The sequence below is a fragment of the Pseudomonas sp. NBRC 111127 genome (assembly GCF_001320345.1).
Classification (GTDB): Bacteria; Pseudomonadota; Gammaproteobacteria; order Pseudomonadales; family Pseudomonadaceae; genus Aquipseudomonas; species Aquipseudomonas juntendi.
Genome location: NZ_BCBD01000023.1, coordinates 1 through 21,574, shown reverse-complemented (window position 1 = coordinate 21,574; position 21,574 = coordinate 1). Strand labels below are relative to the sequence as shown.

Below are 21,574 nucleotides of genomic sequence, written 5' to 3'. Positions count from 1 at the left end.
CATCATGATCAGACTATCCAACCTCACTTTACAGCGTGGTCCGCAGCGCTTGCTAGAAGGCGCCGAGATGACCCTGCACGCCGGTCACAAGGCCGGTCTTATCGGCGCCAACGGTGCCGGCAAATCCAGCCTGTTCGCCTTGCTGCGCGGTGAGCTGTCGCCCGATGCCGGCGACTGCCAGCTGCCCGGCGACTGGCGCATCGCCCACATGCGCCAGGAGGTCGATACCCTCGATCGCCTGGCCGTGGACTATGTGCTCGACGGTGACGTGCGCCTGCGCAAGGTCCAGGCCGAATTGGCGGCTGCCGAGCAAGCGCACGACGGCACCGCCCTGGCGCGCCTGCACAGTGAGCTGGAAAGCGCTGACGGCTACACCGCCGACGCTCGCGCCCGCAAGCTGCTGGCCGGCCTGGGCTTTACCAACGAGCAGATGGACCGCCGAGTCGGTGACTTCTCTGGCGGCTGGCGTATGCGCCTCAACCTGGCCCAGGCGCTGATGTGCCCGTCCGACCTGCTGCTGCTCGACGAGCCCACCAACCACCTGGACCTCGACGCCATTCTGTGGCTGGAAGACTGGCTCAAGGGCTACCCTGGCACGCTGCTGCTGATTTCCCACGATCGTGACTTCCTCGATGCCGTGGTCGACCATGTGCTGCATGTAGAGCAGCGCAAGCTGAACCTCTACAAGGGCGGCTATACCGCCTTCGAGCGCACCCGTGCCGAACGCCTGGCGCAACAGCAACAGGCCTACGAGAAGCAGCAGGCGCAGCGCGCGCACATGGAAAAGTACATCGCCCGCTTCAAGGCCCAGGCCACCAAGGCGCGCCAGGCGCAGAGCCGGATCAAGGCCCTGGAGCGCATGGAGGAGCTGTCGGCGGCGCACGTCGATTCGCCATTTGACTTCGTCTTCCGCGAGTCGCAGAAAATTTCCAGCCCGCTGTTGAGCATGTCCGAAGGCCGCCTGGGGTATGGCGACAAAGCCATCCTCGACAAGGTCAAGCTGCAACTCACCCCGGGCGCGCGTATTGGCCTGCTCGGCCCGAATGGCGCAGGCAAGTCGACGCTGATCAAGAACCTTGCCGGTGAGCTGGAACCGTTGTCCGGCCGGCTGGTCCGCGGCGAGAACCTGGCCGTGGGTTATTTTGCCCAGCACCAGCTGGACTCGCTGGACGACAAGGCCAGCCCGCTGCTGCACTTGCAGCGCATTGCCCCCGCCGAGCGCGAGCAGACCCTGCGCGACTTCCTGGGAGGCTTCGATTTCCATGGCGCCCGTTGCGACGAGCCGGTGGTGAACTTCTCTGGTGGCGAGAAGGCCCGGCTGGCGCTGGCGCTGATCGCCTGGGAACGGCCGAACCTGCTGCTGCTCGACGAACCCACCAACCACCTCGACCTGGAAATGCGCCTGGCGCTGACCATGGCCTTGCAGGAGTTCGCCGGCGCCGTGGTAGTGGTATCCCACGACCGTCACCTGCTCAAGAGCACCACCGACGACTTCCTGCTGGTCGCTGACGGCAAGGTCGACACCTTCGACGGTGACCTGGACGACTACAGCCGTTGGCTGGTCGAGTATCGCCAGCGCAGCGCGCCGGCCAGTACTGCGCCGGTCAACCCGGACAAGACCGACAAGAAAGCCCAGCGCCAGGCCGCCGCGGCCTTGCGCCAGCAATTGGCCCCGCACAAGAAGGCCGCTGACAAGTTGGAAGCCGAGCTCAATCAGGTGCACGCGCAGTTGGCCGAAATCGAGACTGCGCTGGGCGACGCTGGGCTTTACGACGCGGCGCGCAAGGATCAATTGCGTGACCTGCTGGCGCGTCAGACCAAGCTCAAGCAACGCGAAGGGGAGCTGGAAGAGGGCTGGATGGAAGCACTGGAAACCCTCGAAAGCATGCAAGCCGAGCTTGAGGCGCTGTCCTGATGGAGGAGCTGCGTGGTTTGCTGCCAGGGCAGTGGATGGACACCTTCTGGCTGGGCTTGCAGATACTCCTTATCCTGGCGGTGGCTTTTGGCCTGCAGCGCATCGTGGCCCGTGGCCTCAGCCGCCTGGGCCAGCGCTACCCCTTGCCACCGGAGTTGCTGGTGCCCGTGCGCGGTGGCCTGCGCTGGTTGATCATGGGCAGCGCGCTGCTGTTCGTGCTGGAGCGCCTGGGGGTTTCGGCAACGGTGCTGTGGACGGCCCTGTCCGGTTTCGTGGCGGTGGCGGCGGTGGCGTTCTTCGCCATGTGGAGCGTACTGTCCAACCTGCTGTGCGCGGTGCTGATCTTCACGGTCGGGCCGTTTCGTATTGGTGATGTGGTCGAGCTGGTCGACACCCTCGACAAGCCGGGCGTAAAGGGCCGGGTAATCGCCATCAACCTGCTGTTCACTACCCTGCTGGAAGTGCCCGAGGCAGGCGGGGCATTGGTGCAGGTGCCGAACAGCCAGTTCTTCCAGAAGTCGGTGCGGCGCTGGCGCGGGGCCGAAGTGCAGGCCATGCACAAGGACGTGTTGCTCGAGGCGGACTGACATGGCCCGCACAAGCACGCTGAATTCTGCAAAATTTGCTGGTCATTTTTTCACCAACACCTTAGCTTAATCTTTTGCAACATTAGTGCGAGCGAGGTGTGTGATGTCGATGGAAGTATGGTTGGGATTTTTTGCCGCCTGCTGGGTGATCAGCCTTTCCCCTGGTGCCGGGGCGATTGCCTCGATGTCCAGTGGCCTGCAATACGGCTTCTGGCGCGGTTACTGGAATGCCCTGGGCCTGCAACTGGGCCTGATTTTGCAAATCGCCATCATCGCCGCCGGCGTGGGCGCCGTGTTGGCCGCCTCGGCCACGGCGTTCCAGTTCATCAAGTGGTTTGGCGTCGCTTACCTCGTTTACCTGGCGTACAAGCAATGGCGTGCGCTGCCGATGGACATGACCGATGAGTCGGGCGTTCGCCCCATCGGCAGGCCGTTGAGCCTGATGTTCCGCGGTTTCCTGGTCAACGTCAGCAACCCCAAGGCGCTGGTGTTCATGCTTGCGGTACTGCCGCAGTTCATCAACCCGCATGCACCGCTGCTGCCGCAGTATGTGGCAATCACCCTGACCATGGTCAGTGTCGACCTGCTGGTAATGGCGGGCTACACCGGCTTGGCCGCGCGGGTATTGCGCCTGCTGCGTACTCCCAGGCAGCAGAAGCGCTTGAACCGCACGTTTGCCGGGTTGTTCATTGGTGCAGCGGCGTTCCTGGCGACCTTGCGCCGCGCACCCGTCTGACAGGCGCGCTGCGATAAATGCAGGTTCGATCGAGTCTTGTCCGTCGGGGTGCTGTCTATCAGGGGGCGGATGATCACGATCATCCGTTTCACATGAGCATGGAGCCGAACCTGCAACTGGTGCTCTCAACCCATGCCGGGCCGGCAGCTTCGATGCACGCCCCGGCACCGAGGAGGAAACATGGACAAGCCGATTCATCCTTTGTCGGAAATCTTCAAACAGTTGGGGCTGTCTGACGACCCGGTCGAAATCGACCGCTTCATCACGACACACTCACCGCTCGAGGACGATGTGAAACTGGTCGATGCGCCTTTCTGGAGCGATTCGCAGCGCGCGTTCCTGAAAGAAAAATACATCGCCGATGACGACTGGATCCCGATGATCGACCAACTCAACGAGGCGCTTCACCCCCAGAAAAAATAAAGCGCCGAGCGGCACCTGACGTGTGAATGGCCGTTGCTATGCTCAGGAAAACAATCGGGGGATAGCGCGATGAAAGATCCCTACGTATCAGGTTTCTGGTGCTCCGTTTCCATCCTGGGCATTCTGACGGCCAGCTACTTCTACGGCATCAGGCAGGCGCATCAACTGAACCAGGCGGTGCAGTTCCTCTACGCCGCCGCCGCGGTCACCGTGGCTGTCGCCGTGGTGGCGCTGGCCTGGGTCGCCTGGCAGCAGTTGCACCTGAACAAGCGCGAAGTGATCCAGGGGCGCACGTTGCTGACCATCTGGAACACCAAAGTTGCGCTACGCCGCGTGGAAACGGTCTTCGATCGTTATTTCTGGGGCAGCTACTGGCATTCGGGGCGCACTTTCGAAGAGGTCATGGGCGAACTCAAGGGCACCCCGCTGGAGCAAAGCCTCGATGCGCTGAAGCGCCAGTGCCGGGTGCTCGACCGCGAGATCCACGACCACCATCATCATTGGCTGGCCAACGCCCGCGACCTATCCAGCGTGGCCCAGGCCATGGCCCGCGAGCGCTACCAGCTGGACCTGGGCGAACCCACGCAAAGCGGGCATGGCAATACAGCTGTGCTCAATCGCGACCTCGAAGTGCTGGTCTACACCTGGTCGGCGCGCCTGCGCAGTTTTGACCACCAGCTGGACGAACTGGAGCGCGGCTACCACTGAATGCGCTTATTCGCCGCGGATGTACTGCTCCAGCTGCTTGATCAAGCTGGCCTGCTCGGCAATGGTTTCCTTCACCAGGTCGCCGATCGACAACAGCCCTAGCAGCTCGCCATTGCTCACGACCGGCAAGTGGCGCAGGTGGCGGTCGGTCATCAGGTTCATGCAGTACTCGAGGTTCTGCCTGGGCTCGACCGTGACCACTGGCGCACTCATGATTTCCCGTACCGGGGTGGCGGCAGAAGAGCGGCCCTTGAGCACCAGCTTGCGTGCATAGTCGCGCTCACTGACGATACCCACCACCTGCTTGCCCTCGACTACCGGCAGTGCACCGATGTTTTTCTCCGCCAGCATTTTCAGGGCGTCGAGCACCGAGTCATCCGGGCCGATGGTGTACACGGTCTGGTGCTGGGACTTGGTCTTGAGGATTTGTTCGACGGTCTTCATACGGGCCTCTGCGGGTGGAAAAGCGCTGTCTCGGTGTAACTAAAGCATCCGGTACGGCGCTCTGCACGGCAATGCAGGAAACGGCATGGAGTCGATTGAAAAACGTCATCGGTGTTCGCCTATGCGGGCCTCTTCGCGGCTAAAGCCGCTCCCACAGGTAGTGTCATTGGCCTCAGAGCCTGTGATGCACCCTATGGGAGCGGCTTTATCGGTGCAGCCGATCAAAGCTTCGGCATTTGCCCGATCCGCGCGACCATTTCGCTGACGACCTGCAGGTCCAGCATGAACTGCTCTACCGTCTTGAACTCGTTGTCGTTGTGCCCGGTGTACTTCACGTCTGGCATGGCCAGGCCGAATTGCACGCCGTTGGGCAGGTCGTGTACCGACGTGGCACCCGCCGAGGTGCCGAACTCATGCTTCATGCCCAGGTTCTCGCTGGCCACCGCCAGCAGAGCCTTCACCCACTGGCCCTCGGGGTTGCGATACATCGGTTCGTCCAGGCTATAGTCGAAGGCCACCGAGGTGCGGCTCTGCCGGGTCCATTTGTCCAGTCTGGTGGCCAGTTCGTCCTTGATCGTGGCAAGCGGCTTGCCCTTGGGAATGCGCAGGTTCACCGCCAGTTTCAAGCCTTTGTCGTCCACCCCTACATAGGTCAACGACGCGGTCAGCGGGCCCATGAACGGGTCCTTGAAGGCCACGCCCAGCTTGTTGCCCAAGTAGTCCAGGCCCCAGTTGTCGGCAGCGTAGCGGGCGGCGTCGGTGAATTGGTTGTGCTTGAGCGGTACTTGCTGGCCCACGCCAGCAAGGAAGTCGAGCATGCGTGCAACCGGGTTTACCCCGGACTCCGGCTCCGAGGAATGCGCGGAAACCCCGGTTACTGTCAGCACCACCTGCTTGCCGTCGGCCTTGGCGTCGATGCTGAAGTCACCACCGTGCTGCTTTACATACCCGGCGCCGGCTTGCTGCAGTTGGTTGGCGAGTGCTGCCGGGTTGTCGGTGGCCAGGGTTGCGACCGAGGTGGTGGGGATCTGGTTGGTGGCCAGCCCGCCAGTCAGGTTGATGATTTCAGCACCTTCACCCGTGGCCGGGCGTTTGCTGAAGCTGGCCATGATCGTACCGTAGCCCTTCTCGGCAATGACCACCGGGTAGCCGCCATCCAGCGCCAGGTTGTAATCAGGCGTGGGGTTGCGCTCGAAGTAATAGGGGATCGCATCCCCACTGGTTTCTTCCGTCGTGTCGATCAGCAGCTTGAATTGGCGGGCCAGTGGCAGGTTTTCGTCCTTGGCCACTTTCAACGCATACATCGCGACAACGATGCCGTTCTTGTCGTCTTCGGTGCCGCGGCCATACATGCGGTCGCCAACCAGGGTGACCTTGAACGGGTCCAGGCGGGTGCCGTCGGCCAGCTTCCAGTTGTCCGGATTGACCGGCACCACATCGGCGTGGGCATGGATGCCGATCACTTCCTTGCCGCTGCCGAGCGAAATTTCGTAAACCCGGTTATCGATGTTACGGAACGCCAGGCCGAAACTGTCGGCCAGTGCTTTGATCTTGTCGGCGATTTTCAGGAACGCCGGGTTTTCGTACTGCGGCGTACCCTCGACGTTGTAGGTTGGAATAGCCACCAGTTCGCGCAGGGTTTCAGTGGCAGCCTTGCCGTACTTGATGCGGGTATACAGGCCAAGCAGGCGGTTGATCTCGTCCTGTTGCCCGGCGGCCAGCGGTTTGCCGTTCAGGTAGGCCTGCAGTGTCGCCTCAAGGTTATCGGCCTTGGCCAGGTCACTGCCTTTGAGCTTACCGAGGAACTGCTTGAAGTCACGCGGGTCGCTGCCGTCGAAGGTTTTGACGATTGCCGCGGCCTGTTGCTGAGTGAGGTTGGCCTGGGCCGGTTGGGTGAACAGGCCGATGCTGGCCAGCAGCAGGGTGGTGGCGGTGAGTTTTTTCAGGTGCATGGTTGCGCGCATTCCTTCGCCATGGATTGTTATGGGGTACCCGTTGGAGCAACGGGAGGACGCCCACGCTAACATCAATGGCCAGTGGCACGGGAGTGCCAGAAACGCGACATGTCGCACAAATGAAAAAGCCCGGGCACAGGCCCAGGGCTTTTTGATATGGCGCACTCGGCGGGATTCGAACCCACGACCCCTGCCTTCGGAGGGCAGTACTCTATCCAGCTGAGCTACGAGTGCAACGCGCACGCATGATACCCATCTGCGCCGGTCGCGTCCATCGCCTTGATCTGTAGCCTTTTTTCCCGGTTGCCTGTGCCGGCCGGTTCGCGGCTGAAGCCGCTTCCGCCCAGTGGGAGCGGGCGTGCCCGCGAAAGGGCCGGTCGCCAGTACGCAAATGATGACTTTTCCGCCCGGCTGTTCAACCATTCGTTCTTTTTTTCGAACAGCCTATTGTCCAACACCCCAGCAGCCGCTTAGCATTCGTTTGAGATTTCAAACGCTCGATGCCCTGCCTTGGGCGCTTTTCAACAATCAACAATTCGGGAAGCCGACATGCAGCTCAAAGACGCTCAGTTGTTCCGCCAGCAAGCCTACATCAACGGTGAGTGGCTGGATGCGGACAATGGCCAGACCATCAAGGTGACCAACCCGGCCACCGGTGAAGTCATCGGTACCGTGCCTAAGATGGGCACCGCGGAAACCCGCCGCGCCATCGAAGCTGCCGACAAGGCTCTGCCGGCCTGGCGTGCCCTGACCGCCAAAGAGCGCTCGACCAAGCTGCGTCGCTGGTTCGAACTGATGATCGAAAACCAGGACGACCTGGCTCGCCTGATGACCACCGAACAAGGCAAGCCGCTGGCCGAAGCCAAGGGCGAAATCGCCTATGCCGCCTCGTTCATCGAGTGGTTCGCCGAAGAAGCCAAGCGTGTCTATGGCGACACCATTCCGGGCCACCAGCCAGACAAGCGCCTGATCGTCATCAAGCAGCCAATCGGCGTAACCGCGGCCATCACCCCGTGGAACTTCCCGGCTGCCATGATCACCCGTAAAGCCGGCCCGGCCCTGGCCGCTGGCTGCACCATGGTGCTCAAGCCTGCTTCGCAAACCCCTTACTCCGCCCTGGCCCTGGTCGAACTGGCCCACCGTGCCGGTATCCCGGCTGGCGTGCTGAGCGTGGTTACCGGCAGCGCTGGTGAAGTGGGCGGCGAACTGACCGGCAACTCCCTGGTACGCAAGCTGTCCTTCACCGGCTCGACCGAAATCGGTCGCCAGCTGATGGAAGAATGCGCCAAGGACATCAAGAAGGTTTCCCTGGAGCTGGGTGGCAACGCCCCGTTCATCGTGTTCGACGACGCCGACCTGGACAAGGCGGTCGAGGGCGCGATCATCTCCAAGTACCGTAACAACGGCCAGACCTGTGTCTGCGCCAACCGTATCTACGTGCAGGACGGCGTCTACGACGCGTTCGCCGAGAAGCTGGCGGCTGCGGTGGCCAAGCTGAAGATCGGTAACGGCCTGGAAGATGGCACCACCACTGGCCCGCTGATCGACGGCAAGGCTGTCGCCAAGGTTCAGGAGCACATCGAAGACGCCGTTTCCAAAGGCGCCAAGGTACTGTCCGGCGGCAAGCTGATCGAAGGCAACTTCTTCGAGCCGACCATCCTGGTTGATGTACCGAAAACTGCTGCTGTCGCCAAGGAAGAGACCTTCGGCCCACTGGCGCCGCTGTTCCGCTTCCAGGACGAAGCCGAAGTCATCGCCATGTCCAACGACACCGAATTCGGCCTGGCTTCGTACTTCTACGCCCGCGACATGAGCCGTGTGTTCCGTGTTGCCGAAGCCCTGGAGTACGGCATGGTGGGTATCAACACCGGCCTGATTTCCAACGAAGTGGCGCCATTCGGTGGCATCAAGGCTTCTGGCCTGGGCCGCGAAGGTTCCAAGTACGGTATCGAGGACTACCTCGAAATCAAATACCTGTGCATCAGCGTTTGATCGCACGGTAACGGCTTTACCTCTGCCAGCGGGGCGCGAGAGCGACGTCTCGCTGGCCTTTTTTACATTGCAGTACCTGGTGGCCAGGGCGCTTGTGGCAGTCGATCAACGAATACTGTTCGCGAGCACTCCCAGCCACCCCCGAATAAAAGCGCCATTACTGTCGGCGCAATGAGGGCATTATGAGCAAGACCAACGAATCCTTGATGCAACGTCGTGTAGCTGCCGTCCCGCGTGGCGTTGGCCAGATTCACCCGATCTTCGTCGACAGCGCGAAGAACTCGACCGTGATCGACGTTGAAGGCCGCGAACTGATCGACTTCGCCGGCGGCATCGCAGTGCTGAACACCGGCCACCTGCACCCGAAAGTGGTTGCAGCCGTGCAAGAGCAGCTGACCAAGGTCAGCCACACCTGCTTCCAGGTGCTGGCCTACGAGCCTTACGTCGAGCTGTGCGAAAAGATCAACAAGCTGGTCCCAGGCGACTTCGACAAGAAGACCCTGCTGGTCACCACCGGCTCCGAAGCCGTTGAAAACGCCGTGAAAATCGCCCGTGCCGCCACTGGCCGTGCCGGCGTTATCGCCTTCACCGGCGGCTACCACGGCCGCACCATGATGACCCTGGGCCTGACCGGCAAGGTCGTGCCGTACTCCGCAGGCATGGGCCTGATGCCAGGCGGCGTCTTCCGCGCCCTGTTCCCGAGCGAGCTGCACGGTGTGAGCGTTGACGACGCCATCGCCTCGGTCGAGCGCATCTTCAAGAACGACGCAGAGCCACGCGACATCGCTGCAATCATCCTGGAGCCTGTACAAGGCGAAGGCGGCTTCCTGCCAGCGCCTAAAGAGCTGATGAAGCGCCTGCGCGCCCTGTGCGACCAGCACGGCATCCTGCTGATCGCCGACGAAGTGCAGACCGGCGCTGGCCGCACCGGCACCTTCTTCGCCATGGAGCAGATGGGCGTTGCGCCTGACCTGACCACCTTTGCCAAGTCCATCGCCGGCGGCTTCCCGCTGGCCGGTGTATGCGGCAAGGCCGAGTACATGGACGCTATCGCTCCGGGCGGCCTGGGCGGCACCTACGCCGGCTCGCCGATCGCTTGCGCCGCAGCCCTGGCCGTGATCGAAGTGTTCGAAGAAGAGAAACTGCTGGACCGCAGCAAGGCAGTGGGTGAGCGCCTGACCACCGGCCTGCGTGAAATCCAGAAGAAACACCCGATCATTGGCGACGTTCGTGGTCTGGGCTCGATGATTGCCGTCGAAGTCTTCCAGAAAGGCACCCACACCCCTGACGCCGCTGCTGTTGGCCAGGTTGTGGCCAAAGCCCGCGAAAAAGGCCTGATCCTGCTGTCTTGCGGCACCTACGGCAACGTTCTGCGGATTCTGGTTCCGCTGACCGCCGAAGACGCGCTGCTGGACAAAGGCCTGGCCATCATCGAAGAGTGCTTCGCTGAACTTGCCTGATGTGATGCGCTTCAGAAAAAACCCGCCTCGGCGGGTTTTTTTATGCCCGGTGATGCGTCGGAGGCTATGGTTGTTGGATGATGCGCCCAGCACGTTGTAAAAGGCTGAGGCAAGGATTTACAGGAGTAGTTGGCGATGAACGCTGCAGAGCCCACCCCACCGAGCGTACTGATCGTCGAAGGCGACCCATGGGTGCGCGACATGCTCAGCGAGATGCTGCTGAGCGTTCGCTGCGATGCCCGCCTTCAGGTCTGTGCCGACGGCTCGCAGGCGCTCAGCGCCCTGGCCGCCAAGCCGGACCTGATCATTGCAGCACGTGAGCTGGCGGGCATCGACGGCCTCGACCTGCTGCGCAAAGTTCGCGCCAAAGGGTCGGGGTTGCCGTTCATCCTCATGAGCAACCGCAGCGACAGTGCGAGTGTGCGCGAAGCCCTGCCGCTGCACCCCACGGCGTACCTGAGCAAGCCCCTGAACCTGGGTAACCTGCGCAAGCGCCTGGAACAGTTGCTGCTGGGCGTGGGCGAAGAAATCGCCTGCCCGGTGCCGCCCTTGCAGCCCGGTGCCAGCCTGCGCGCTTACCTCGAACAGCGCCGGGCTACTGCCGATGGCGGGCCGCTGCTGGCCGACTTGCAGGTGGCGATCAAGCGAGCCCTGAACCCTGAAGGCCTGAACCTGAAGGTGCTGGAAGAAGAAGTCTGTCGTGACCCGCAAGTGACCGCGGTGCTGATAGCGGCTGCCAACAGCGCAGCCCTGCACCGTGAAGCACCGGTGCAAACCCTGCTGCAAGCCCTGAACAAGCTGGGCAGCACGCAAAGCATGAACCTGATTCTGGGCATGACCCTCAAGCGCAGCGCCCGCCTCAGCGACCCCTTGCTGGCGCAGCATGCGGCGCAGTACTGGGACTTGTCCCTGCACACCGCCGAATATGGCCGTACGCTGGCGCGCCTGCTGGCGCTGGACGAAGGGCTTTGCTATTGCGCAGGGTTGCTGCATTGCCTGGGCGACCTGGCGGTGCTGCGCTGCCTGCAGGAATGGCGCCTGGCGGGCGGCGAGCTGGACGAAGACAAGGTCCAGTTGTCGCTCAACGAGTTCGGTGCCGCATTCGGCTCGGCGCTGCGCACCCGCTGGCGCTTGCCGTTGGCTTTACGCGAGCTGATCGCGGCGATCTATCAACTCGGTGGCGGGGTGTACTCGCGCGATATTCTGGCCATGAACCTGGCCGGGCAGTTGGCGCGGCTACCGGCTGAGCAGGGGCTGGCGAAGATTGCCAGTGGCAAGACGGCGCGTTTGCTGAAGATGGGCTTGCCGGAGCTGACCCGGTTGCGCAAGGTGGAGAACCCCGAAACCAGTTCGCAGCCCGCGGCTGAAGGCCCTATACAAGCCGACGATGTTCCTTGAGCCGGGCAGGCGTAAGGGGGGTCAACCGCGCACGATCTGATTCTTGCCCTGCCGCTTGGCCTGGTACATCGCCGCATCGGCGCGGGCATACAGGCTGTCCAGCGCCACATCTTCAGCGGTCAACCCGGTAAGCCCCTGGCTCACCGTTACCCCGTAAGTGTGCGCCCCGTGGCTGAAGCTCAAACGCTGAATCTGCCGCTGCAGCCGCTCTGCAATCTGCCCGGCCAGCTCGGCACTGCACCCTGGGAAGACTGCCGCGAACTCCTCGCCGCCAATACGCCCGAACAGGTCGCCACGGCGCAACACGGCCTTGCCGCTGTCGGCGATGTGCTGCAGCACCTGGTCGCCTTCCTGGTGGCCATAGCTGTCGTTTATCTGTTTGAAGTCGTCGATGTCCAGTAACAGGAAGGCCAACGGCGTGCCGTTTTCCCGGGCGCTGTCAAACGCCGCTTGGGCGCATTCGAAGAAGTGCCGGCGGTTGCTGCTTTGGGTCAGCACGTCAATGGTGGCCAGGCGCTGCAACTCGCCTTCCAGCTGCTTTTTCTCGGTGATGTCTTCGGCAATGCCGACGATGATCACGCGGTCGCCGTCATGCTGCTGGTTGATGTAGCACTTGTCGCTCAACCAGCGCACTTGCCCGTCGGCATTGATGATACGGTACTCGCGGTCCTCGACCGCGCCTTTGAGCAGCACCTGGGCCAGGCTGCGCTCGGCGTATTCCAGGTCGTCGGGGTAGATGCTGTCGCGCCACTCGTTGAAGTCGGCCAGTACCAGGCTGGCCGGGCGGCCGAAGATGCGCTCGTAGGCGGGGCTTACGTACAGCACTTCGCGTGTTTCCCAATCGAAGGCCCAGAGCACTGCGTTGACACTCTCGAGCAACGAGCTGAACAGCTGTTCGCGTTCGCTCAGGCGGGCGACTTCACCTTGCGCATGAAGGAGCGCCAGTAAAGTGCGGGCGGCTCCCGGTGGTACCGGGCCCGGCGATGTCATTGGAATATTCTTGGCCATGTGCACGTAGCGAGTCTCGACGTGAAAGCGTGCGGCCAGCATCCTGCCCGCCACGCGGGCGATGTGCGGGGTTTGAGTGGGGGCGAGGTGGGGAAGTTCCAGCTGGCACGCCCCATGCTGGGGCGTGCCGATCAACGGCGATCAGGCGCCGATCGGGCGCAGGGAATAGGTTTTCAGCTGTGCCGCGAAGTCGCGCAGGGCTTGAATACCACTGGTTTCGGCTTCGTGTACCCAGTCCTTGATGGCGGCCAGCATGTCATGGCCGTTGGCGCTGGTGCGGGCCCAGATCTGCTGCAAGGCCAGGCGCTTTTCGTAGATGGTCTTCAGGGCCTGGCTGTGCGCAAGCATCGATTCGATGCGCACATGATGGCGGTCTTCGAGCAGGCTGGTTTCACGGGATAGCAGGCGCTTGGCACGGCGGAAGTGGTGGCGCACCGAGGCGTCGACACGCGCCAGTTCCAGCTTTACCAGTGGGGCGATCACCAATTTGCGGTACTGGGCCATGATCTGGAAGCGGTTGTTGAGGATCGCCATGGCGGTGTCCATGTCCAGGCTACCTTTGCCTTCCACCCGATGGGCAATCGGCGCCACACGCTGCACCTTGGCCAGGCGCAGCAGGCAGAACAGGCGGATCCACGCCCAGCCCATGTCGAACTCCCAGCGCTTGACCGACAGCTTGGCCGAATTGGGGTAGGTGTGGTGATTGTTGTGCAGCTCTTCACCGCCGATCACGATGCCCCACGGCACCAGGTTGGTGGCCGCGTCACGGCATTCGAAGTTGCGGTAGCCGAACGCGTGGCCCAGGCCGTTGACGACACCGGCAGCCCAGAATGGGATCCACATCATCTGGACCGCCCAGACGGTGATACCGAGGGTGCCGAACAGCAGCAGGTCGATCACGGCCATCAACGCGATGCCGCCCAGTTTGTAGCGCGAGTAAAGGTTGCGCTCGATCCAGTCATCAGGGCAGTTCTTGCCGTAGATGCGCAGGGTGTCTGGGTTGCGGGCCTCTTCGCGATACAGCTCGGCGCCTTTGCGCAACACCGTACTCAGGCCTTTGTGCACGGGGCTGTGCGGGTCGTCGGGTGTTTCGCACTTGGCGTGGTGCTTACGGTGGACCGCCGTCCACTCGCGGGTGTTCTGCGCCGTGGTCAGCCACAGCCAGAAGCGGAAGAAATGCTTGAGCGCGCCGTTGAGCTCAAGGGCCCGGTGCGCAGAGTAGCGATGCAGGTAGACCGTGACGCTGACAATGGTCACGTGGGTCATCAACAGGGTGATGCCGACCAGTTGCCAGGCCGACAAGTCGAGCAGGCCGTTGTACCACATAGATGTAAATGCCCTCGAAATGCGGGGGGAAGGGTCGATTATCCCTTGGTGGGGAAATAAAACCAGTCAACTGTTCAGACAGGAGGTCACGACATGTTTCAGCCTTTATAATGCCCCTTTCTTTTCAATGGGCTATCCCACCCGACATGTCTGTTTCCGTTCGCGACGCCTTGCGCATGGCCGCGCTCTATGTGGTGCTCTCGATCCTCTGGCTGGTGCTGGCCGAGGTGATGCTGCAGAGCATGACCGACGACCCCCTGGCATTGACCGTGGGGCGGCAGATCAACGTGGTGGTGTGGGTGCTGTGCAGTGCCTTGCTGATTTATCTGTCCCGGGTGCGGCTGCTGCATTTCATCGGCCATGGCGCGCGGTTGCGCTGCGAAGACCGGGAACGCCTGCGCATGGCCGCCGCGGTGTTCGACAGTACCCTGGAAGGGGTGCTGGTAACCGACCGCCAGGGCCTGATCGTGCACGTCAACCGTGCCTTCATGCGCATTACCGGTTACCAGCAGCACGAGGTGATCGGCCAGCGCCCGAGCAAGTTCAAGTCGGGCCGCCATGGCCAGGCCTTCTACCAGCAGGTTTACGCCACCCTGGCTGAAAAGGGCGAGTGGAGCGGCGAAATCTGGAACCGGCGCAAAAGCGGCGAAATCTACCCGCAGTGGCAGACCATCTGCGCTATTCACGATGACGAGGGTGAGCTGAGCCATTACGTGGCCGTGTTCAGTGACATCAGCGCGATCAAGCATTCGGAGCAGGAACTGGCCTACCTGGCCCACCACGACCCGCTGACCGGCCTGCCCAACCGCTTGCTGTTCAACGACCGCGTCGAGCAGGCCCTGGCCGCGGCGCAGGCCAACAAGCGTGGGTGCGCCCTGCTGCTGCTGCTGGACCTGGACCACTTCCAGAGCATCAACGATGGCCTTGGCCACACCATCGGTGACCAGTTGCTGAGGCTGGTGGGGGAGCGCCTGGGCAAGATACTGGGCAATGGTGTGACCTTGGCCCGGCTGGGCGGTGACGAGTTCGGCGTGCTGGCCGAAGGCTGCCAGCAAGTCGGCCAGGCAGGCAAACTGGCGCAGGGCATTATCGAGCGCATGCGCGAGCCGTTCCTGTTCGATGGCCATCGGCTGTTCATCAGTGTCAGTGCCGGTATCAGCCTTTTCCCCAGCGATGCCTTGTGTGCCGAACAGTTGCTGCGTAACGCCGATTCGGCGTTGTACAAGGCCAAGGGCAATGGGCGAGCCTGCTATGCGCTGTACACCGAAGAACTGACGGCCCACGCGCAGCACCGGGTCGAGACGGCCGGCGAGTTGCGTCGGGCGCTGGAGCATGAGGAACTGCGGGTGTTCTTCCAGCCGGTACACGACCTGGCGACCGGCAGCCTGGTCGGGGTCGAGGCGTTGGTGCGCTGGCAGCATCCGCAGCGCGGTCTGGTCCCGCCGAGCGAGTTCATCCCGATCGCCGAGCGTACCGGCCTGATTGCCGAGATCGACGCCTGGGTGCTGCGCCAGGCCTGCTGGCAAATGGTGCAGTGGCAAGCGCAAGGCCGGCAATTGGCGTTCGTGGCGGTGAACATCTCCAGCCGGCTGTTTGGCCAGCACGAGTTGTACCGGCAAGTGGCCGACGTCCTGCACGACACCGGCCTGGCCCCCGCCTTGCTGGAGCTGGAAGTGACCGAAAGCGCTGTGATGGAAGACCCGGAGGTGGCGCTGGAGCAACTTCACCGCTTGCGTGAGCTTGGCGTGACCCTGGCCATTGATGACTTCGGCACAGGCTACTCTTCGCTGCTGCGGCTCAAGCGTTTGCCCGTTCAGAAGCTGAAAATCGACCAGGGCTTCGTTGCCGGGTTGCCGCTGGATGAGGATGACATCGCGATCGTGCGGGTGATCATCGCCCTGGCCCGCAGCATGGGCATGCAGGTGCATGCCGAGGGTATCGAGCAGGCAGAGCAGGCCGCCTTCCTGCTGCAGCAGCAGTGCCAGCTGGGGCAGGGGTACTGGTTCGGGCGGCCGGTGCCGGCTGCGGATTTGCACTGGGATTGAGGGCCTCTTCGCGGGTTTGCCCGCGAAGAACTCAACGCTTGTTCAAGCCTTTCGCCAATCGGTCGCCACCCAGCTGGATCAACGCCACCAGCGCCACCAGCATGGCGATCACGGTCAGCATGATCTGGCTGTCGAAGCGCTGGTAGCCATACCGGTAGGCGATGTCGCCCAGCCCTCCGGCACCGATCGCCCCGGCCATGGCCGAGGAGTTGATCAGGGTCACCAAGGTGATGGTGAAACCGCCGACAATGCCCGGCAACGCTTCGGGCAACAACACATGCCAGACAATGTGCCAGCGCCGGCAACCCATGGCCTGCGCGGCTTCCACCAGGCCATGGTCGACTTCGCGCAGGCTGACCTCGGCGATTCGGGCAAAGAACGGCGTGGCGGCGATGGTCAGCGGGACAACCGCCGCCCACACACCATAGGTCGTACCCACCACCAGCCGGGTGAACGGGATCAGCGCGACCATCAGGATCAGGAACGGGATCGAGCGGAACAGGTTGACGAAGGCGCCCAGTACCCGGTTCAGCAAGGCTGCCTCGAATATGCCGCCCTTGCCGCTGGTGACCAGCAGCAGCGCCAGGGGTATCCCCAGCAGCAGGGCGATAAGCGACGACACGCCAACCATCAGCAGGGTATCGAGCAAGCCTTCCAGCAGACGATCAAACCACATGGCCCAGCACCTCCACGTTGTCCGCCCAACGGCGGGCGCGTTGCAGCAATTGTTGGGTATCGTGCGGTGCGTGCTGCACCGACAGGATCAACTGGCCCAGAGCGTGCTCGCCAATGGTCGCCACGCCGCCCTGCAGCAGGCGGACGCGACCGCCCAGGTCGTGGAACAGGGCAGACAGTTCAGGCTCGCCAAGCACAGTCAGTTGCAGTACCACGGCGCAGTCACGGCTTGTGGGGTGGGGGTGCAGGCTGGCTTGCAGCGCCGCAGGCAGCCGCGCCTGCAGCGGCGCAAGCAGAGTTCGGGTGACCTCGTGGCGTGGGGCGCCGAAGACACGCCAGACCTCGCCCTGCTCGACCACCTCGCCGCGGTCCAGCACCACCACCCGGTGGCAGATATCACGGATGACCGCCATCTCGTGGGTAATCAGCACGATGGTCAGGCCCAGGCGCCGGTTGATATCGCGCAGCAGCTCCAGGATCGAGGCCGTGGTCTCCGGGTCCAGCGCGGAGGTGGCTTCGTCGCACAGCAGGATCTCGGGGTCATGCACCAGTGCCCGGGCAATACCCACGCGCTGTTTCTGCCCGCCTGACAACTGCGCCGGGTACACGTGGTGTTTCTCCTGCAGGCCGACCAGTGCCAGCAGCTCCCGGACCTTGCGCTGGCGCTCGCCCTTGGCCACGCCCGCCACCTTCAAGGGCAGCTCGACGTTCTGCCACACCGTCTTCGCCGACAGCAGGTTGAAATGCTGGAAGATCATGCCGATACGCCGGCGCAGCGCCACCAGCTGGTCGTCATCGAACGCCGCGATGTCCACCTGGTCGATCAGTACCCGGCCGTGGCTGGGGCGTTCCAGGCGGTTGATGGTGCGTAGCAACGAAGATTTGCCGGCGCCGCTGCGGCCGATGATGCCGAACACTTCGCCCTGGCGAATGTTCAGGTCAATGCCGTGCAAAGCGGGTTGCGCCTGCCCAGGGTAGGTCTTGCCCAGGCCGATGAAGCGTACATGGGCTTGATTGATTTCCGGGTGCAGGGCGTGCTCCCTGGCCGTTGACGCTCGCGGTTGAGGGGTGGGCGCCTTGAATGCGCTGGCCTGGCTCATGTCAGCCTTCCCAACCGGCCTGGTACAGCTTGCCGTGAGCCTTGTCCAACGCTGCGCGTACTGCAGGCGAATGTTGGTAGATGTCGACGAACTGTGCCAGGCGTGGGTCGTTTTTGCTCTGCGGGCGAATCACGAATTGAATCACGTACTCCTTGTTTTCCAGACCGTCGAACAGCAGCGCTGAACTGGCATCGAAGCTGTTGGCCAGGCGAATGTATGCCGGGTATCCCTGCACCAGGTCGGCGTCGTCATAGGCACGCACCAACTGTACGGCTTCGACTTGCAGGATCTTCAGCTTTTTCGGGTTGGCGACAATGTCGTCCTCGGTGGCTTTGTAGCCAACCCCTGGCTTGAGCGTGATCAACCCGGCCTTGGCCAGCAGTTGCAGGCCGCGGCCGCTGTTGATCGGGTCGTTGGCGATGGCCACGCTCGCCCCTTCAGGCAGGTCGGCGAAGCTTTTGTACTTTTTCGCGTACAGGCCCACGTTGTTGATGATGCCCGGTGCATAGGGCACCAGGTCGAAGCCCGCAGCCGCCTTGGCATTCTCCAGGAACGGGATGTGCTGGAAGTAGTTCACGTCGATGTCGCCGCTGTTGAGGCTGACATTGGGCGCGATCCAGTCGCTGAACTCGATCAGCTTCACCTCCAGGCCTTGCTTGTGGGCTTCTTCCACAGCGGCTTCCAGCGGGATGGCAAAGGCCGAGGTAGTGCCGATCTTCAGGGGTTCGGCGGCCTGGGCAGTGGCGCACAGGCCGAGGGACAGGGCGATGGCCACGACGGGCCGGAACAGTTTTTCAAGCATGGTGCAGGGCTCCAGTCGGTGCAGGGGTAGGGGTGCGGGTAAAGCGGTAAGCCGAACCAGGGTGGTCGGCGGGCAAGTGCGGGTGCTCGGCCTGGAACAGTTTCTGGCGCAGGGTGCCCTCGGCGTACGCGGTCTTGTAGCGGCCGCGTTGTTGCAGTTGAGGAACGACCAGGTCGATGAAGTCCTCAAAGCTCTCCGGGGTGACGGTGCGGGTCAGGTTGAAGCCGTCCAGGCCGGTCTCGTCGAGCCAGGCGATCAACTGTTCGGCGACCTGCTCGGGGTCGCCGACCACCTTCACGTAGCGCCCGCCCAGCGCGTGCTGTTGCAACAGGCGCCGGCGGGTCCAGGCGTTGCCCTGCAACTGGCGCGTGGCTGACTGAATGGCGTTGCCCTGGCTGAAGGGGATCGGCTCGTCCAGTGCATAGGCCGCGAAGTCAATGCCGGTCGAGGCCGCAAAATGTGCGACGCCGGCCTCGGCGCTGGCGTGCTGCAGATACTCGGCATGCTTGGCCTGGGCCTGTTGCTCGGTCGCCGCGACGATTACCGTGATGCCCATGAAGACCTTGACCGCCCGCGGTTCGCGCCCGGCAGCCGAGGCAGCCGCGCGTACCTGCTCGACCTGGGCGCGGGCCGCGGTCTTGTCCTGAGCGCTGATGAACACACATTCGGCATGTTGCCCGGCGAAGCCCAGGCCGCGTTGCGAGCTGCCTGCCTGGAACAGTACCGGGGTGCGCTGCGGCGAGGGCTCGCACAGGTGGTAACCGTCGACCTTGTAGAACTCGCCATGGTGCTGCACCTTGCGCACCTTGTCGGGGCGAGCATAGATGCGCTGTTCGCGGTCAGCGACCACCGCGTCGTCGGCCCAGCTGCCCTCCAGCAGCTTGTACAACACCTGCAGGTATTCGTCGGCCTGGTCGTAGCGGCGGTCATGTTCGGGTTGCTGTGCCAGGCCCATGGCGCGGGCGGCACTGTCGAGGTAACCGGTGACGATGTTCCAGCCAACCCGGCCCTGGCTCAGGTGGTCCAGGGTGGATAGGCGTCGGGCGAACAGGTACGGCGCCTCGTAGGTCAGGTTGGCGGTAAGGCCAAAACCCAGGTGGCGAGTGACGGCGGCCATGGCCGAAACCAGCAGCAAGGGGTCATTGACCGGCAACTGGATGGCCTCCTTGAGGGTGACGTCCAGCGATTGCCCATAGATATCGTAGGTACCGACGATATCGGCGATGAACAGCCCATCGAACAGGCCGCGCTCCAGCAGGCGTGCGAGCTGGGTCCAGTACTCCAGGCTGGTGTACTGGGTCGAAGTGTCCCGTGGGTGGGTCCACAGGCCGTGGTTGATGTGCCCTACGCAGTTCATGTTGAAGGCATTGAGCAGGATTTGCTTGGCCATCAGAGGGTCCCCCGGCGTGGCGGGTTGACGTCGTTGAGGTAGTAATTGCCGATGGCGTGGTATTTCCAGCGGACCGGGTCGTGCAAGGTGTGCACGCGGGCGTTGCGCCAATGGCGGTCGAGGTTGTGCTCGGCCAGCGTCGCTTGGCTCCCACTCAGTTCGAACAGGGCAGTGCCGGCGGCAAGCGCGATTTCCGTGCTGATGGCACGCGCTTCGGCCACGGCGATGGACGCCGCGGCGACGGTGTCGGCGGTGCTGTCGTTGCGGGCGCGGTCGAGGTATTCGCCAGCGCGTTCCAGCAGGGCTTCGGCCGCGTGCAGGCGGATCGCCAGGTGGCCGAAGCTTTTCAACGTCAGTGGGTCATCGCTTGCCTTGTCCAGGCCTGCGTCGACCCATGGTCGGCTGCGGGTGCGCACGAAGTGCAGGGCATCCTCGTAGGCGGCTCGGGCGATGCCGGTGTCGATGGCGGCGTGAAGAAGCTGCGCCAGCGGGCCGACCGGAGTGGGGCGCTCGAAGGCGCTCTGGAAAGGCACCACGTCCGCTGCGCTGACGTAAACGTTGTCCAACAGGACCGAGCCACTGCCGGTGGTGCGCTGACCAAAGCCGCTCCAGTCGTCGATCACCTGTACGCCCTGGCTATCGGCCGGCACGAACACCAGGTGCTGCACGCCCTGTTCATCGACCACCGACGTAGGAATACGCTGGGCGTAGATGGCGCCAGTCGCGTAGAACTTGCGGCCGTTGATGCGAAAGCCGTCACCGTCACGGCTCAGGCGGGTGGTGCGTTCGTTGGCGGTCTTGGTACCCAGTTCGGCCAGGGCATTGCCGAAACGGCGGCCGGCCAGCACTTCGCCATACAGCCGCTTCTGTTGTTCGGGGCTGCCGTTTACCCGCAGTACTTCCAGGCTGTAGAAATGATTCTGTGGGATCTGCCCCAGCGAGCCGTCGGCCTGGGCGATGCGGGCGATGACCTTGGCCAGGATGACGTTGGACACGCCAGCGCCGCCGAAGGCCTTGGGCACACTGATGGCCCACAGGCCGGAGCGGGTGAACAGGTCCAGTTCGCTGTGCGGCAGCCGGCGTTCGCGGTCGCGCAGGGCGCTGTCGCGGCGCAGTTGTTGGGCGATTTCGTCGGCGACATGCAGGGCTTGGGTGTCGCTGGTGATGATTCTGATGGTCATGGGTTTCTCCGGGCCTTGGGAGCGCAATGCGGCCCATCGCGACACAAGGCCGCTCCTGCAGGGATACGCGGTTCCATGCCGGTCCGCGCCACGGGTAGGAGCGGCCTTGTGTCGCGATGGGCTGCAAAGCAGCCCCCAAGGCCATTGAATTCAGATCCAGGAATGCCGCGCGGGCAAGGTCCCGTTAAGGTGGTAAGCCCCAACCGCGTGGTACTTCCAGCGCACCGGGTCATGCAGCGTGTGCACCCGGGCGTTGCGCCAGTGGCGGTCGAGGTTGAATTCGGCAAGGGTGGCGCGGCTGCCAGCCAGCTCGAACAGCTTTTCGCTGGCCTGCAGGGCAATTTCAGTGGTCAGCACCTTGGCTTCGGCCACCGCAATGGACGCGCGCGCAGCGCTCGCGGCATCGACGGGCGCGGCGCTGACCTCGTC

General features: G+C 63.2%; 19 protein-coding genes and 1 tRNA gene. 9 read left to right on the top strand and 11 right to left on the bottom strand.

Annotation, left to right across the window (positions count from 1 at the left end; translation table 11 throughout):
• Positions 1-4: 4 nt before the first annotated feature.
• The 5 genes from APH30_RS06775 to APH30_RS06755 all read left to right on the top strand — a co-directional run bounded on the left by APH30_RS06775 (position 5) and on the right by APH30_RS06755 (position 4,369).
• Complete coding sequence (locus APH30_RS06775; protein ID WP_054912023.1) at positions 5-1,915, top strand: ATP-binding cassette domain-containing protein; 1,911 nt, start codon at positions 5-7, stop codon at positions 1,913-1,915.
• Positions 1,915-2,502, top strand: a complete 588-nt coding sequence (locus APH30_RS06770) for a mechanosensitive ion channel family protein (RefSeq protein ID WP_029884787.1) — start codon at positions 1,915-1,917, stop codon at positions 2,500-2,502. The genes APH30_RS06775 and APH30_RS06770 overlap by 1 nt, the downstream gene beginning before the upstream one ends.
• Positions 2,503-2,605: 103 nt before the next feature.
• Positions 2,606-3,238: a LysE family transporter gene (locus APH30_RS06765; RefSeq protein ID WP_054905592.1), complete on the top strand. Its 633-nt coding sequence runs from the start codon at positions 2,606-2,608 to the stop codon at positions 3,236-3,238.
• 180 nt (positions 3,239-3,418) lie between these two features.
• Entirely contained in the window at positions 3,419-3,661 is a 243-nt protein-coding gene (locus APH30_RS06760) for a DUF2789 domain-containing protein (protein WP_029884786.1), read from the top strand.
• Between the two features lie 69 nt (positions 3,662-3,730).
• On the top strand, positions 3,731-4,369 hold the full coding sequence (locus tag APH30_RS06755; protein ID WP_009682212.1) for a hypothetical protein: 639 nt from the start codon (positions 3,731-3,733) through the stop codon (positions 4,367-4,369).
• 6 nt (positions 4,370-4,375) lie between these two features.
• On the opposite strand, the gene APH30_RS06750 is transcribed toward APH30_RS06755, so the two are convergent.
• The 3 genes from APH30_RS06750 to APH30_RS06740 form a co-directional block, all read right to left on the bottom strand.
• Entirely contained in the window at positions 4,376-4,813 is a 438-nt protein-coding gene (locus tag APH30_RS06750) for a CBS domain-containing protein (RefSeq protein WP_009682213.1), read from the bottom strand.
• A gap of 221 nt (positions 4,814-5,034) precedes the next feature.
• A complete protein-coding gene (locus APH30_RS06745; protein WP_054912022.1) occupies positions 5,035-6,765 on the bottom strand; it encodes a dipeptidase in 1,731 nt (576 codons plus the stop codon).
• 160 nt (positions 6,766-6,925) lie between these two features.
• Positions 6,926-7,002: transfer RNA gene (locus tag APH30_RS06740), tRNA-Arg, on the bottom strand.
• 315 nt (positions 7,003-7,317) lie between these two features.
• Between APH30_RS06740 and gabD the strand changes: the two genes are divergently transcribed.
• From gabD to APH30_RS06725, 3 genes are all read left to right on the top strand, one after another.
• Positions 7,318-8,760 carry an NADP-dependent succinate-semialdehyde dehydrogenase gene (gene gabD, locus APH30_RS06735; RefSeq protein ID WP_009682215.1) on the top strand — a complete coding sequence of 481 codons (1,443 nt, stop codon included), beginning with the start codon at positions 7,318-7,320 and terminating at the stop codon, positions 8,758-8,760.
• Positions 8,761-8,942: 182 nt separating this feature from the next.
• On the top strand, positions 8,943-10,220 hold the full coding sequence (gene gabT, locus APH30_RS06730) for a 4-aminobutyrate--2-oxoglutarate transaminase (RefSeq protein ID WP_054912021.1): 1,278 nt from the start codon (positions 8,943-8,945) through the stop codon (positions 10,218-10,220).
• A 135-nt stretch (positions 10,221-10,355) separates the two neighbouring features.
• Complete coding sequence (locus APH30_RS06725; protein WP_054905589.1) at positions 10,356-11,618, top strand: response regulator; 1,263 nt, start codon at positions 10,356-10,358, stop codon at positions 11,616-11,618.
• A 21-nt stretch (positions 11,619-11,639) separates the two neighbouring features.
• Here APH30_RS06725 and APH30_RS06720 read toward each other — a convergent pair whose 3' ends face one another.
• Positions 11,640-12,668, bottom strand: coding sequence for a sensor domain-containing diguanylate cyclase (locus APH30_RS06720; protein ID WP_029884782.1), 1,029 nt, complete (start codon positions 12,666-12,668; stop codon positions 11,640-11,642).
• Positions 12,669-12,767: 99 nt separating this feature from the next.
• Positions 12,768-13,952 carry a delta-9 fatty acid desaturase DesA gene (gene desA, locus APH30_RS06715; RefSeq protein ID WP_054912020.1) on the bottom strand — a complete coding sequence of 395 codons (1,185 nt, stop codon included), beginning with the start codon at positions 13,950-13,952 and terminating at the stop codon, positions 12,768-12,770.
• 146 nt (positions 13,953-14,098) lie between these two features.
• On the opposite strand from desA, the gene dibA reads away from it, so the two are divergent.
• Positions 14,099-15,997 carry a phosphodiesterase DibA gene (dibA, locus tag APH30_RS06710; RefSeq protein WP_054912019.1) on the top strand — a complete coding sequence of 633 codons (1,899 nt, stop codon included), beginning with the start codon at positions 14,099-14,101 and terminating at the stop codon, positions 15,995-15,997.
• Between the two features lie 31 nt (positions 15,998-16,028).
• Here the strand turns inward: dibA and APH30_RS06705 are convergent, their stop codons facing one another.
• The 6 genes from APH30_RS06705 to APH30_RS06680 all read right to left on the bottom strand — a co-directional run.
• Complete coding sequence (locus tag APH30_RS06705; protein ID WP_054912018.1) at positions 16,029-16,673, bottom strand: methionine ABC transporter permease; 645 nt, start codon at positions 16,671-16,673, stop codon at positions 16,029-16,031.
• Complete coding sequence (locus APH30_RS06700; RefSeq protein WP_054912017.1) at positions 16,663-17,772, bottom strand: methionine ABC transporter ATP-binding protein; 1,110 nt, start codon at positions 17,770-17,772, stop codon at positions 16,663-16,665. The genes APH30_RS06705 and APH30_RS06700 overlap by 11 nt, the downstream gene beginning before the upstream one ends.
• A gap of 1 nt (position 17,773) precedes the next feature.
• Complete coding sequence (locus tag APH30_RS06695) at positions 17,774-18,574, bottom strand: MetQ/NlpA family ABC transporter substrate-binding protein (protein ID WP_029884778.1); 801 nt, start codon at positions 18,572-18,574, stop codon at positions 17,774-17,776.
• A complete protein-coding gene (locus APH30_RS06690) occupies positions 18,567-19,964 on the bottom strand; it encodes an LLM class flavin-dependent oxidoreductase (RefSeq protein ID WP_054912016.1) in 1,398 nt (465 codons plus the stop codon). Before APH30_RS06690 ends, APH30_RS06695 begins: the two co-directional genes overlap by 8 nt.
• Positions 19,964-21,145: an SfnB family sulfur acquisition oxidoreductase gene (locus APH30_RS06685; protein WP_054912015.1), complete on the bottom strand. Its 1,182-nt coding sequence runs from the start codon at positions 21,143-21,145 to the stop codon at positions 19,964-19,966. Before APH30_RS06685 ends, APH30_RS06690 begins: the two co-directional genes overlap by 1 nt.
• 150 nt (positions 21,146-21,295) lie before the next feature.
• A partial coding sequence (locus tag APH30_RS06680) for an acyl-CoA dehydrogenase family protein (protein WP_256221961.1) occupies positions 21,296-21,574 on the bottom strand: 279 nt, incomplete at its 5' end.

Bases quoted from the DNA above. Each gene is read 5' to 3' on its own strand.
- APH30_RS06775 (WP_054912023.1), top strand. From the start codon at position 5: ATGATCAGACTATCCAACCTCACTTTACAGCGTGGTCCGCAGCGCTTG.
- APH30_RS06770 (WP_029884787.1), top strand. From the start codon at position 1,915: ATGGAGGAGCTGCGTGGTTTGCTGCCAGGGCAGTGGATGGACACCTTC.
- APH30_RS06765 (WP_054905592.1), top strand. From the start codon at position 2,606: ATGTCGATGGAAGTATGGTTGGGATTTTTTGCCGCCTGCTGGGTGATC.
- APH30_RS06760 (WP_029884786.1), top strand. From the start codon at position 3,419: ATGGACAAGCCGATTCATCCTTTGTCGGAAATCTTCAAACAGTTGGGG.
- APH30_RS06755 (WP_009682212.1), top strand. From the start codon at position 3,731: ATGAAAGATCCCTACGTATCAGGTTTCTGGTGCTCCGTTTCCATCCTG.
- APH30_RS06750 (WP_009682213.1), bottom strand. From the start codon at position 4,813: ATGAAGACCGTCGAACAAATCCTCAAGACCAAGTCCCAGCACCAGACC.
- APH30_RS06745 (WP_054912022.1), bottom strand. From the start codon at position 6,765: ATGCACCTGAAAAAACTCACCGCCACCACCCTGCTGCTGGCCAGCATC.
- gabD (WP_009682215.1), top strand. From the start codon at position 7,318: ATGCAGCTCAAAGACGCTCAGTTGTTCCGCCAGCAAGCCTACATCAAC.
- gabT (WP_054912021.1), top strand. From the start codon at position 8,943: ATGAGCAAGACCAACGAATCCTTGATGCAACGTCGTGTAGCTGCCGTC.
- APH30_RS06725 (WP_054905589.1), top strand. From the start codon at position 10,356: ATGAACGCTGCAGAGCCCACCCCACCGAGCGTACTGATCGTCGAAGGC.
- APH30_RS06720 (WP_029884782.1), bottom strand. From the start codon at position 12,668: ATGCTGGCCGCACGCTTTCACGTCGAGACTCGCTACGTGCACATGGCC.
- desA (WP_054912020.1), bottom strand. From the start codon at position 13,952: ATGTGGTACAACGGCCTGCTCGACTTGTCGGCCTGGCAACTGGTCGGC.
- dibA (WP_054912019.1), top strand. From the start codon at position 14,099: ATGTCTGTTTCCGTTCGCGACGCCTTGCGCATGGCCGCGCTCTATGTG.
- APH30_RS06705 (WP_054912018.1), bottom strand. From the start codon at position 16,673: ATGTGGTTTGATCGTCTGCTGGAAGGCTTGCTCGATACCCTGCTGATG.
- APH30_RS06700 (WP_054912017.1), bottom strand. From the start codon at position 17,772: ATGAGCCAGGCCAGCGCATTCAAGGCGCCCACCCCTCAACCGCGAGCG.
- APH30_RS06695 (WP_029884778.1), bottom strand. From the start codon at position 18,574: ATGCTTGAAAAACTGTTCCGGCCCGTCGTGGCCATCGCCCTGTCCCTC.
- APH30_RS06690 (WP_054912016.1), bottom strand. From the start codon at position 19,964: ATGGCCAAGCAAATCCTGCTCAATGCCTTCAACATGAACTGCGTAGGG.
- APH30_RS06685 (WP_054912015.1), bottom strand. From the start codon at position 21,145: ATGACCATCAGAATCATCACCAGCGACACCCAAGCCCTGCATGTCGCC.